The sequence below is a fragment of the Peribacillus sp. SRI_006 genome (genome assembly GCF_057586375.1).
The window spans coordinates 275552-287495 of sequence record NZ_JBYCZT010000007.1; the positions used below are offsets into that span (position 1 = coordinate 275552).

The 11944-nt window shown below is 37.6% G+C and carries 10 protein-coding genes and 3 pseudogenes; 5 read left to right on the top strand and 8 right to left on the bottom strand.

The features are described from left to right. Window positions 1-92: 92 nt before the first annotated feature. On the bottom strand, window positions 93-800 hold the full coding sequence (locus AC2YHV_RS12635; RefSeq protein ID WP_487373325.1) for an SDR family oxidoreductase: 708 nt from the start codon (window positions 798-800) through the stop codon (window positions 93-95). Between the two features lie 159 nt (window positions 801-959). Further along, window positions 960-1706, bottom strand: a complete 747-nt coding sequence (locus tag AC2YHV_RS12640; protein WP_487373326.1) for an SDR family oxidoreductase — start codon at window positions 1704-1706, stop codon at window positions 960-962. 181 nt (window positions 1707-1887) lie between these two features. On the opposite strand from AC2YHV_RS12640, the gene AC2YHV_RS12645 reads away from it, so the two are divergent. The 3 genes from AC2YHV_RS12645 to AC2YHV_RS12655 all read left to right on the top strand — a co-directional run bounded on the left by AC2YHV_RS12645 (window position 1888) and on the right by AC2YHV_RS12655 (window position 5946). After that, window positions 1888-2433: a TetR-like C-terminal domain-containing protein gene (locus tag AC2YHV_RS12645; RefSeq protein WP_487373327.1), complete on the top strand. Its 546-nt coding sequence runs from the start codon at window positions 1888-1890 to the stop codon at window positions 2431-2433. A gap of 153 nt (window positions 2434-2586) precedes the next feature. Beyond that, on the top strand, window positions 2587-3897 hold the full coding sequence (locus AC2YHV_RS12650; protein WP_487373328.1) for an HAD family hydrolase: 1311 nt from the start codon (window positions 2587-2589) through the stop codon (window positions 3895-3897). A 786-nt stretch (window positions 3898-4683) separates the two neighbouring features. Continuing rightward, complete coding sequence (locus AC2YHV_RS12655; RefSeq protein ID WP_063575852.1) at window positions 4684-5946, top strand: dicarboxylate/amino acid:cation symporter; 1263 nt, start codon at window positions 4684-4686, stop codon at window positions 5944-5946. A gap of 358 nt (window positions 5947-6304) precedes the next feature. On the opposite strand, the pseudogene AC2YHV_RS12660 reads toward AC2YHV_RS12655, so the two are convergent. Next, window positions 6305-6529, bottom strand: a pseudogene (locus AC2YHV_RS12660) (IS110 family RNA-guided transposase); the annotation flags it as partial. Window positions 6530-6614: 85 nt separating this feature from the next. On the opposite strand from AC2YHV_RS12660, the pseudogene AC2YHV_RS12665 reads away from it, so the two are divergent. Together AC2YHV_RS12665 and AC2YHV_RS12670 are read left to right on the top strand one after the other, a co-directional pair. Further along, window positions 6615-7022 (top strand): annotated as a pseudogene (locus AC2YHV_RS12665) (NUDIX hydrolase). A gap of 140 nt (window positions 7023-7162) precedes the next feature. Continuing rightward, window positions 7163-7729 (top strand): histidine phosphatase family protein, encoded by a 567-nt coding sequence (locus AC2YHV_RS12670; RefSeq protein WP_063575853.1) that lies wholly within the window; start codon window positions 7163-7165, stop codon window positions 7727-7729. A 212-nt stretch (window positions 7730-7941) separates the two neighbouring features. Here AC2YHV_RS12670 and tatA read toward each other — a convergent pair whose 3' ends face one another. From tatA to AC2YHV_RS12695, 5 genes and pseudogenes are all read right to left on the bottom strand, one after another. After that, the gene (tatA, locus tag AC2YHV_RS12675) at window positions 7942-8166 is read right to left on the bottom strand and encodes a twin-arginine translocase TatA/TatE family subunit (RefSeq protein ID WP_034307658.1); all 225 of its coding nucleotides are present in this window, start codon (window positions 8164-8166) and stop codon (window positions 7942-7944) included. A gap of 59 nt (window positions 8167-8225) precedes the next feature. Beyond that, the gene (locus tag AC2YHV_RS12680; RefSeq protein WP_239858368.1) at window positions 8226-8447 is read right to left on the bottom strand and encodes a helix-turn-helix transcriptional regulator; all 222 of its coding nucleotides are present in this window, start codon (window positions 8445-8447) and stop codon (window positions 8226-8228) included. A gap of 122 nt (window positions 8448-8569) precedes the next feature. Beyond that, window positions 8570-9739, bottom strand: coding sequence for a ZIP family metal transporter (locus tag AC2YHV_RS12685; RefSeq protein ID WP_095679395.1), 1170 nt, complete (start codon window positions 9737-9739; stop codon window positions 8570-8572). 16 nt (window positions 9740-9755) lie between these two features. Next, entirely contained in the window at window positions 9756-10781 is a 1026-nt protein-coding gene (locus tag AC2YHV_RS12690) for a multicopper oxidase domain-containing protein (RefSeq protein WP_487373329.1), read from the bottom strand. 572 nt (window positions 10782-11353) lie between these two features. Next, window positions 11354-11944, bottom strand: a pseudogene (locus AC2YHV_RS12695) (transposase); the annotation flags it as partial.

The window sequence follows — 11944 nt, forward strand, 5'->3', positions numbered from 1 at the left end:
TTTTCTTTAATTGGTTCTAAAGCAATAACAATTGCAAAAGATGGTTTCATGGAACCAGCTTTAACACCAAATAATTTGCTCATGAAGTATTGCTACCAATCGATTCGTTTTCCATCTTTGAAGAATCCCCCGTTAGGTCCTTCAGCCCCAGTAGTAGCTAACCAAAGGATAGATTCAGCAGCTTGCTCAGGAGTTCTTGGAGCAGATGGTCCCCCCATATCTGTACTTACCCATCCCGGGTCGACCGCATTTATTTTGATATCAGATTTGATTTCTACAGCTATTAATTGTGTCAATCCATTCAGGGCAAATTTGGACATTTTATAAGCCCCTACTCCTGGATATGACATTTCGCTCATTGCCCCATATTCTGAGGAAACATTGATGATTCTCCCATAGCCTTGTTTTTCCATGAGGGGAATAAAGGAACGGATCATATGGTAAACTCCAAAGAAATTGGTTGCCATTGTATTCTCTAAAATTGATGGATCCATATTCAATAATTGTTTATTCTCATCCAGATACACGCCAGCATTATTAATCAATACGTCTAATCTTCCATACTTCTCATTTATTGCTACCGCAGCTTGACGGATGCTTTCTTGATTATTGACATCTATCGACACAAACGAAACGTCCAGATTTGACTCCCTAAGTTGTTGTATCGCTTTATGACCCATCTCCGGATTTCGACTTGACAAAATAACCTTAAAACCTAGCAAAGCTAATTGTTTGACCAATTCATATCCAATTCCTCTATTTCCGCCTGTGACAAGTGCAACTTTCGTATCCTTTGACATGTTAATTCCTCCATTTTTCGGATAATAATTTTGATCAGAGGAGATTTCTCCAGTTAAAGCCTGAAACATCCCGAGAAGAAATTGAAAGGCTGTCAAGATCTTCTCGACAGCCTAAATTTCAGAAAATGAATAGCTCTTAGTTTTATCTTCCTTTTATTATTACCAAGGTTGACTTGTTGGTCCAATTGTAAACTCATTAATGTTCGTATCTTCTGGCTGATCAATAGCGAATGCCACAATATTGGCAACTCTATCAGGTGCAATACCATATTGTTCGTACAGCGCAGTCATACCTTCCGAAATATTCTTATCAGTAATCGTATCCAGCAATTCCGTGTTGATCGCTGCTGGATAAATAGTTGCTGTGCGGATGTTAGTACCTTCTTGGGCAGATTCCATACGCAAAACTTCCATTAAATCACGAACAGCCCACTTTGTTGCTCCATAAACAGCACCGCCTGGGTATGCTTTAAGCCCAGCTACTGATGACGTAGTGATGACATGTCCAGACTTTTGCGAAGTAAATGTTGGCAATACTGCTGCGATACCATTCAATACACCTTTAATATTAACGTCAACCATGCTGTTCCACTCGTCAGTTTTTAATTCGGAAAGTGGTGAATTAGGCATTAGTCCAGCGTTCAAGAAGATAACATCAACACCGCCAAAAGTGTCTTTAGCTAGTTGAACAAGCTGCTGACTATCATCTGGGTTAACGACATCTGTGACGTGATAAGTCACTTGACCACCGTTCGATCTAATTTCTTCTGCTAATTTTGCTAAACGCTCTTCACGACTTGCGCCAAGTACAACTTTTGCACCTTTTTCAGCTAACAGCTTAGCTGTTGCTTCCCCAATACCCGAACTTGCGCCTGTAATTACAACCACTTTGTTTTCAATTGTCATTTCGTTTCATCCTTTCATGTAAAATAAAACTACAATTGATGTTTTCTCGACATCTGTCTATAATTTAAAATATAAATTTTAACAAAACAAGGCATATAAATCGTTAATTTAATCAGTTTTGTTGTTTAAACAACAAATCAATAAAAATTGTTGACTATCTCAAGGAAAGTATGGTGTAAATATGGCAAAAGTGGATAGAAGAATTGTAAGAACTCAAGAAGCAATTAAGAAAGCATTTCTTGAATTGATGTCTGAAAAAAATTTTGATAGCATGACCATTCAGGATATTTCTGACAGGGCAAATATTAACCGTGCAACTGTTTATCTCCATTACTTGGATAAATTTGATCTGTTGGATAAAATCATAGAAGAACATATCAATAACATGGTTAACCTTTGTGAATCGGAAGCTGAAATGGATTGGATTGAATCGACTGTACACTGCATGGAATATCTTGAACGTAATTATTTATTTTTTTCGACGATGTTGGCAAGTGAGGGAGCTCCGTACTTTCGCAGCCGGTTTGTTCAGCATAATATCGAAGAGTTCAAAAAAGACGTGGATATAACAAAAGGAAAAAATTTTGGCCAAAGTGAAGATGTAGTTGTCGAATTTGTGGCAAATGCTTATGTAGGTGTAGTGGAATGGTGGTTAAAAAATGGCATGCCTTATCCACCAAAGGAAATGGCAGAGAACGTAGGGGACTTATTAGAGAGGATTTTATAGAAAATGTTAAGAATTACAAATAAATATTTGACTATTCTGGAAATTATTGATAATATTTACGCATAAAAGAATCAATCGGCAATGGCGCCTGTTTCAATAGCTAATAACGAGCTATTGGGCAGGCGTCTTTTGCATTTTTCAGGGGGGGATAATATGAATAATAGAACCAAATTAAAGGCTCTATTTGGCATGATCATCATTTGCTTGTTTTTGTCTGCTTCCTTAGGAGCGACTGCAAGCGGAAATGCAGTTTCGAATGAGCCAAAAAGGGAGGGCCACTGTATTCAAGTGTTGGATAAAGGAAAATGGGCTCCTGACACCTATAAGTCTATTCAAAACCTAATTGATAAGCATGGTGCTGGAAGTACAGCATACGATCCAAAACGAAAACCTTATGTTGTTTTTGATTGGGATCATTCGAGCATCATGAATGATACGGAGGAGGCCCTCTTTCTTTATCAAATTGATCACTTGGCATATAACATGCAACCGGAAGAGTTTTATGAAGTGATCAAAAAAAATGTGCCGAATGGACCCTTTTCACACGAGTTTAAAAACCTTCAGGGAGATGCAGTCACTCTCAAGCAAATCGCCGAGGATCTGAAACGCGATTACGAATTTCTTTATTCCAACTATAATGGGATGAATGGAAAAGAGCGGTTAGAAACGCTACATTCAACTGATCGATTTAAAGATTTTAAAGCGAAAATGTACTTTCTGTATGAAGCCATTGGGGAAACATACGGTGTTGAAATCGGATATCCATGGGTGCTTTATTTATTTGCGAACATGTCGACCGAAGAAATTCAGCAGCTTGCAGAGGCTTCAAATGATTATAACTTAGGGGCGGGAATGGCATCGGTGACGCTTATAAGTCCTGGGTCCATGTTAGGAAAAGCCGGTACAGTTGAAGTTACCTATACAACAGGACTGCGTCTGGCCTCGGAAATCGCAAACTTAATGCATACTTTTATGGAGAATGGGATTGACGTTTATGTTATTTCGGCTTCGATGGAAGAGGTGGTGGAGGTATTTTCGTCAAATCCAAAATACGGCTACAACCTTCCAAAGGAAAATGTCTTTGGGATGAGATTAAAAAAGAAGGAAGGAATTACTCAAGCAGAATATGAAGACAATTGGCCGATCACTGCTCGAGAAGGTAAGGTGGAAGTGATCGAACACGCCATCTCCAAAAAGCGGGGCGGATACGGTCCGATATTCGTAGCTGGAGACAGCAGTACAGATTATGAAATGCTGACAATTAAGAGTTTGAAACTAGGTTTAATTATCAACCGCCTCAAAACAGGTGATATCGGCAAGCTTTCGAAAACAGCTGCAGAAAGTATGGGCAAAAACAACCCGAAATATGTTCTCCAAGGAAGAAATGAGAATACAGGCTTATGGATACCGACTGAATACACGATCAAGCTTGGGTCAAATGAAGAAAAATTGTTGGCGAATTAAAAAGATTCGTTCCAGCAGATTCAGTCAAACTGGGAGTATAAAATAAAGATTGATGATGGCATCTTAGACTCGCTTTTATACATTCAAGTTTCCGAAACATATCCAAAATCAGTGTAAATCATGCACCCTATTTCCATTAAGCCATATTAAATGAAGATAAATCTTCTACTCTCATTTAGTAAACATAAAGTATTTTTGGTTTTACATCTTGAAGAATTTAATCAAATTCGGTAGCAAACAAGCGTATTTATATAAATTCTAAATCTCCTCCTAATCTAGTGGATTGCCGATTACCCTATTTCTCCTTGTAGTGTCACAGCTTCGCTAGTTATATGAGATCTACGTCCCAACCAGCCTAATCATGTTTCTACAAGCAGGGGCAAACTGTTTAGTTGACGGGGTTTATCCCACGAGCAGGTACGTTTTGCCCCGGCTACCGTTATAATAAAACCATATAAAAAATGGTCAACCAGAAATATTTTCTGGCTGACCTTATACGAACGGGTGCGTTAGCTGATTAAGGAACAATTAAAAATGTAAACGGGATTAATAATTTATTCTTATAACTTTATAGTAATTCAGTATTTTACTGAATCGCGAATAGGTGATACAGTTTTTTTATATTTACAAATATTTTTAAAAGGAGGTTATATATGGAATATACAGAAACGATTTTTAAAAGCTATTTCTTCTTTCTCTTTCAATAGTCAAATGAGAAAGGAATGATCTATTTATGGACATATTGTGTGATGAGGCTATTAATCTTTCGTTCAGGGAGGACAACCTATGAAAAAGTTTTTTGCTTTTCAAGTTTTAATTGCATTGTTTATTGGAGCACTTATCGGACATTTTTTCCCTGAACTTGGCCAATCCTTAAGACCAATTGGCGACGCTTTTATTCATCTTATTAAAATGATTGTTGTGCCTATTGTTTTCACAACCATTGTCATTGGGTCATCGGGCGACGGAAACATGAAAAAAATGGGTTCATTAGGACTTAAAACAATTATATGGTTTGAATTTATTACCACTCTGATTCTAGGTATAGGTCTTTTACTTGTTAACATTCTAAAGCCTGGTGCTGGGCTTAATTTGTCCCACCTCGCTCAAAAGGATATCACACAATTAAATGAAAGCGTTACCAAAGTTGTCGATTTTAAAACGATGCTTGTTAACATCATTCCAAGCAACATTGTTGATGCGATGGCAAAAAGTGATTTATTAGCTGTTATATTCTTCGCTATTTTATTTGGTGCAGCTGCTGGAGCAATTGGCAAAAAGTCAGAGCCGGCAATGAAGTTTATGGAATCAGTTGCAAATATCATGTTTAAACTGACACAAATGGTCATGGTAACCGCTCCGATTGGTGTACTCTCTCTCATGGCAGCCTCTGTAGGTCAGTATGGTATTGCCCTTTTAATCCCTATGGCAAAGTTGATTGGGGTTGTGTATCTTGGGCTTGCTATTGTTATTTTCGTTCTGTTTCCAATAATTGCTTGGTTCTTGAAGATTTCTTACTTTAAAGTGTTTCGAATGGTATGGGATTTGTTCCTTATCGCTTTTTCTACAACAAGTACGGAAACCATTCTGCCTCAGTTAATGGATCGAATGGAAGCATACGGTTGTTCGAAACGTGTTGTTTCATTCGTTATTCCTTCTGGGCTATCACTGAATTGTGATGGTTCGACATTGTACCTTTCTGTTTGCTCTATTTTCCTAGCACAGGCATATGGCATCCCAATGGATTTTGGCCAACAGTTGATTGTAATGGGGGTTCTTGTTGCAACCTCAAAAGGAATTGCTGCTGTTCCATCCGGTTCGCTAGTTGTCCTTTTAGCTACCGCCTCAGCAGTAGGGCTTCCTGCAGAAGGCGTCGCAATTATAGCAGGCATTGACCGTGTGCTGGATATGGCACGTACAGCTTGTAATACTCCTGGACATGTTCTCGCTTGTATTGTGGTTTCGAAGTGGGAAAAAGAGTTCCGTCAGGAAGAATGGAAAGCTCAAACAGAACAGTCAAGCATTCGGCAGGTACCACCAACATTTTGATGATACGTTAAGCAGTATCATTACATCAGAAGAATTGGGAAAAGCAATGATACAAGTAGCAAGGACTGGATATTCTTCGCCCCATTGTTGAAAGTCATGAGTTAAAACTAATGATGGGGTCTGACACATATTATGATTAGTCATCTTGAAGACTTTTTTTTGAATTGTATTGCTGTTGGGTGGGTGAAGTAACTGGGAAGCGAGAAGGTGAGATACCTTTGAGAATCAATGGCTTTGACATTGATCAGGAAAAACGTTTGTGAAAGAACACTGCGTTAGTTTAAATCGGAGCTGCCTTTAAGGCAGCTTTTTCTTTATGCAACTATCGGGGCAGATTACCGTTTTTGTTCATTATGACTAACCATTTTGATAGATTCAGCCAGTAATGAATTCCCACGATGGCGGTGTCTAAACGGTTTACTAAATTTCTAAGTTCTTTGATCGAACTTAGAAATTTAGTAAACCCCTCATCGTTATTTTCAAAGGTTAGAGGATGACCGACCAAAATTCCTCGATAGTTAACAGCTCAAGCAACATGAAATTGTTGTGCAATATCAATTCCTACAACAAGATGATTCTCTGTTCAACAATAGGACCATATTCTTGAATATCATTCTGTTATAATATGGTTTATTGAACCTTAAAAAACTTAGGAGTGACAGTAAGAAATGCTTAGAGTAGATGTAGCGTATGCATTTATATAAGGAAGATGAACACAAAATCCTGATGGTTAATAACAAAGGTGGGACTTGGTCTCTTCCTGTTGGTGCCGTGGAACAAGGGGAAATTTTGGAACAGGCAGTTATTCGTGAGACTAAGGAAGAAACAGTTTAACAATTGAAGTTGAAGAGGTTCCAGCTGTTAATGAAGCAATTTTTAAGGAAAAGGACCATCATGCATTATTTATAACATTTAAAGCAAAAATCGTAGATGGTGAAATTTCAATTCAAGATAAAGATGAAATTTCAGAAATAGTATGGGTAGACATACCAAAGGCTAATGAATGGATGCCTTATCATCCTAATGGTGTAGAAAGTTTACTTAAATCCTCGTCTCCTTATATATTTCAAGCTTAAAATCTAACCTCGTTTCTTCTTCAACGAAAGGGCGTCTTTCTTTAATAATAAGGCGTCTTTTTGTATTGGGCCAGTTGAAGTGGGAAAATAAGAAACTATAATAGAAGTAATTTTGTAATACATAATTGGGGGAACTTTGTATGAAAAAAAAGATTTATATTGTGAGACATTGTGAAGCACAAGGGCAACCTTCGGAGTCACAACTAACTGATAAAGGATATAAACAAGCGATATATTTATCTGAATTTTTCTCCAATCCTAAAATTGACCGAATCATATCAAGTCCTTTCTTACGTGCAATTCAGTCAGTAGAACCAATAAGTGAGGAAACAAACATAAAAATAGAGATTGATGAACGTTTATCAGAACGCACACTTAGTACAACGGATTTACCTGACTGGCTTGAAAAACTTAAAGCAACATTCGATGATTTGGAGTTGAAATTTGAAGGAGGAGAGTCGAGTAAAGAAGCTATGAACCGAATAGTAAACGTTGTAGATGAAGTTTTTAAAAGTGAAACTGAAAACACAATAATCGTTACTCACGGAAATTTAATGTCTCTACTGCTAAAGAATTATGATAACAGCTTTGATTTTGATTGTTGGAAGAATCTTAGTAATCCTGATGTGTTTCTATTAAGTTATACAAACAATGAAGTAAATATGGAACGTTTATGGCGAGAAGAACCGATAAAAAATATTAAATAGGCAATTTATCTTGTTCAATTATAGGGCGCGATTCTTTAAGAAAAACTAACAAAGTCGATTCCTTAATGTAAAGGAGATCGACTTTTTATGTTGGAATTCTTTTAGCGTATAAAATTTCGGAAATGGGCTTTATAGTTTGCTTGACCGTTTGTAAACGTAATACTTTTTTGTTGATATTCTAAAAATCAAAAAGCAGGAACAATTTTTAATTCTTAGGCATCACCTGATTTATCCTGCTTCTTTTCAACAGTCGTTAACTCAGGATTTTCCCCTTCTCCTTTATCTTCATCAGATACTAATCCCTTGGTTGCACCCTTGAATTCAGTTAAAGTACGTCCAAAGGCTCTACCGATTTCCGGCAGCTTTTTAGGTCCAAAAATAATCAAGGCAATGACAAGTATTAAAATTAAACCTGGTATACCTATACTTTGAAACATAATAATTCCCCCAAGTAATTAAATTTTGTAATTCCTTTTAGATCATTTTTAGAATAACTTCAGTAAAAAAAATCGTTTAAATCCATATTCTTATCAAGTTTTTTTAAGCCCTGATTTATTTTAATTACCGTTGAAATTTTTGGTCGATAGTTCGGATCGCTACATAATTTTGAAATTGTACCTCTACTTATATTTGATGCTCTTTCTAAATCTAATTCATTTAGGTCTTTTTGTTTATCCACCCATCTACCAAAATTACTTCTTTTTTTCCAAAGTTTCATTACCAATTACGCTCCTTTTAATTAGTTTTAGCAGCGTTGATTAAATTTTAAATTCAACAATGTTGAATAGCTCTACCAAGTTCGGGAATTGTTTATGGGTCCAAACAAGATTAAGGCATCCCTTAAAATTTCACGAAAAATGCAGTAAAGTACATGATTAATAGTCCAATCGCGAAACCAGAAAGATTTAACCATGAAACAGATGCTTCATTATGTTTTCTATGATCCTCAATGAGCATTTTTGTTATTACATAAATTACTTGAAGAATGGCCCCTGCTCCAATACCAAGGAATAAAGCTCCCCAAATTGGTGAGAAGATAAATCCGCCCACCCATGTACCCGCAATGGCGGGTGCACCTGCGATAACTCCAAGTAATAGAAAGTCTCTAAAACGAGGTGTGGCCTTTAATAAAGGAGCAGCGATTCCAATCCCTTCCGTGATGTTGTGAAGGGTAAACCCTACGATTAAAAAGGTTCCTAAAGCAGCTTCACCTAGTGCAAAGGAAGAACCAATTGCCAAACCTTCTCCAAAGTTATGAAGGCCAATTCCGGTAGCCATTAACAAAGCCAGACCAAAAGGGGAATATCCTTTCCTTTCTTGTTTTCTTTGTTGATACTGATCAAAGCCGATCAATAATAAAAAGGTTAAGGAAGCCCCAATTATGACAACCATATTCCCCTGAAAGACAGAAGGTGCTTCTGCACCAATTTCAAATCCATCAGCCAGAGTCCCGACAAATAAGAATAAAAGGAGCCCAACGGTTAGAGCAAGAATCCCATTTATAGATTTTCGTGAGAAACGTTTCATAAATGGATACCATAACAACCCCAATGTGATCGGGACAATTCCAACGTAAAATCCGATTAAGCCGTAATTAAGAAAGTTGCTCCAGGTGGTTTCTGGAGTGAGTGTGGCAGCTGCAATTTCACCTTCCGTGATAATGCCATTCTCTGTGATTAACTTAATGGTATGTGGATCACCTTCCACCCATGGGTATGAGATGGTCACCTTTCCCTCATCAAATCGTTCAAGTTTTGCTTGAGGAGAGACATTATAATTCCACACCGAATCATTAACCATCACTTGAGAAATCGTTAAGGGTTTAGGTCCGGTATTACTAACAGATAATTCGAAACCGATTTTAGTTACCTTGATGCGTTCAATGTTCAAGACTTCTATCGGTGCTGCAGGATCTTTTTCTACACCTGCGCCATTCATTAGCACCCATCCTAGCACCCCTATAAGTAATACTAACGGTATTAAAACAGTAATTAGCCATTTTCCCTTCATAATTATCCCTCCTTTTTTATTCGACCTCAAAGAATCCCATCCAGCCTAACTCAGCAAATTCACTTACATGGGCATGGAACATATATGTTCCCTTGTATGGAAATCGAACTTCAATAATTCCACGTTCTCCCTGACATTGCATGATCGTATCAGTGAACTGAGAGGGGTTATCGTTTCTCCCGGTTGGATAATACGTAAAGTAATTCGCATGCAAGTGAAACGAATTTAATAAGTCGAATTCTGTTAAATTACTTAGATAGATCCTTACGAGTTGATCTTTTTTGATTTTAATAGGGTGATTCATAAATGCGAAGGCATAGCCATTCACCGTATAAAACTCGTTTTCGCCGTCTAAATCCAAATCAAATCCATTCATAACCATGTTTAACTCTAATGCCGGCTCTCTTGGCTTCTTTGGATCAATAATAAAATTACCGTATAAGCCTTTATGAATATGGCGGGCTAGGGGGAGCACATGGCAATGGTAAATTTGTAATCCGTAAGGCTTCGCTTCAAATTCGTACGTGAATTTCTGTCCAGGATAAATAGAAGTTAAACCGTCCATCTCTGGAGGATGAATTCCGTGAAAATGAATAGAGTGGGGATGGCTGCCCTGATTAATAAAGTGAAACCGCAAAAGGTCCCCCTCGGTACAACGAAAAGAAGGCCCTGGAATTGTTCCATTATAAGTCCAGCCTGGAAATTTAATTCCTTTGGCAATTTCGATTTCCTTATCAATTGCCACGACTTCATATTCCCGGAGTGTTTGACCGTTGGGCAGCTTGGTAGCGTTTCCATAATCAAACTCAGTAAGGAGCCGTTCTGCCATTTTATAACCTGTGGTTTTTGTTTTATCACTCATATTTGCATGATTGGAATGATTGGAATGATTGCCATTCTTGTGAGACGAATTATTGGATGCCTGAGCCATAGTTGGAAATTGTGCCATTTTATTTAAGTAATAAGATCCAGCTACTCCAAACGCACCTGCAGTCCCCATCTTTAAAATATCTCTGCGGGAAACCTTTTTCTCATCAGTCATTACTTGACCCCCTTCTAAAAAGTTTCCTTAAGGAAACTTTTTGTTGTATAAGCTATACTTTAAGGTAAGTACAAGTTTGATGTCAACTCTTTTTTCAGAATACTTCGTATACGATGATAAGCAAGTATGGATCTGGAAAGGTGGATGAACTAAGATCCATCCGGACGGTTACAGACGATATATTGCTGCAAAAAGGGTGGAATGGATCTAGCCTATTGTTTATGAGAACTAAACTTTACATCAACAAAAAAAGAAAAGAGAGGATTTGTGCATCAATAATTGGTTGCTTCGGCAACCTTTATAAATAAAAGAATCCATTTTGGTCAATCTTTTTTCAAAATGGATTCTAATTTAAGTTAATATGGGGCTCGGGCGGAACTTTTGATCAATCTTTATTTCGAAGATAAAAATAGTATTTTTTATGAAAAAATGAGATGCTTCTTATCAAGAAGCATCTCATTACAGTTTGTAGACAAAAGGGGTTCGGAATTAAAAAATTCTGAACCCCTTTTGAAATTCCCTTTGAATTTCCGCCTAAAGTTAAGAGATTGGGGCTCTACGAGCCCACTATGTTAGGCCATTTTTGGACCTCGCCATGTCCAATTGGCCATCTTCTTTAAATTAATGGCAGCGAAAGTAAGCATCGCCTGCATCGACAATTTTTTAAGTCCCCTAAAGTAGTCCAACGCATACCATGCTTTTCTTTTGCATCAGCGAATACACGCTCAATCGTTTCTTTACGTTTTGCATATATAGGTTTTACATCTTGATGATGACGCAGATGATCTGCTTCTTCCACATGTGTTTGCCAGATATGCCGTGTCACCACTTTTTGACAGTCTCTGCTTTCTGTACACCGAGATAAAAATGAGCATGTTGTACAAATTTGTTTTGGCGATTTGTACTCGCGATAGCCCTCTTTATTTGTTGTTGAGTACTTTAAAGTTTTGCCCGAAGGGCAAAGGTAACAATCAAAATGTTCATCGTATACATAGTCCTGTTTGCGGAAAAATCCTTCTTTGGTGCGAGGACGTGTATAAGGTAAAGCCGGTATGATTTCTTTGTTAAACAGGTAGCTTGTAATCGCTGGTGTTTTATAAGCTGCATCTGCGGCAACGGCTTCCGGTTTCCCAACTTTCTCAATCACTTTTTCAACTAGTGGT

Coding starts and splice junctions, on each gene's coding strand:
- AC2YHV_RS12635 (WP_487373325.1), bottom strand. CDS start 800: ATGTCAAAGGATACGAAAGTTGCACTTGTCACAGGCGGAAATAGAGGA.
- AC2YHV_RS12640 (WP_487373326.1), bottom strand. CDS start 1,706: ATGACAATTGAAAACAAAGTGGTTGTAATTACAGGCGCAAGTTCGGGT.
- AC2YHV_RS12645 (WP_487373327.1), top strand. CDS start 1,888: ATGGCAAAAGTGGATAGAAGAATTGTAAGAACTCAAGAAGCAATTAAG.
- AC2YHV_RS12650 (WP_487373328.1), top strand. CDS start 2,587: ATGAATAATAGAACCAAATTAAAGGCTCTATTTGGCATGATCATCATT.
- AC2YHV_RS12655 (WP_063575852.1), top strand. CDS start 4,684: ATGAAAAAGTTTTTTGCTTTTCAAGTTTTAATTGCATTGTTTATTGGA.
- AC2YHV_RS12670 (WP_063575853.1), top strand. CDS start 7,163: ATGAAAAAAAAGATTTATATTGTGAGACATTGTGAAGCACAAGGGCAA.
- tatA (WP_034307658.1), bottom strand. CDS start 8,166: ATGTTTCAAAGTATAGGTATACCAGGTTTAATTTTAATACTTGTCATT.
- AC2YHV_RS12680 (WP_239858368.1), bottom strand. CDS start 8,447: ATGAAACTTTGGAAAAAAAGAAGTAATTTTGGTAGATGGGTGGATAAA.
- AC2YHV_RS12685 (WP_095679395.1), bottom strand. CDS start 9,739: ATGAAGGGAAAATGGCTAATTACTGTTTTAATACCGTTAGTATTACTT.
- AC2YHV_RS12690 (WP_487373329.1), bottom strand. CDS start 10,781: ATGACTGATGAGAAAAAGGTTTCCCGCAGAGATATTTTAAAGATGGGG.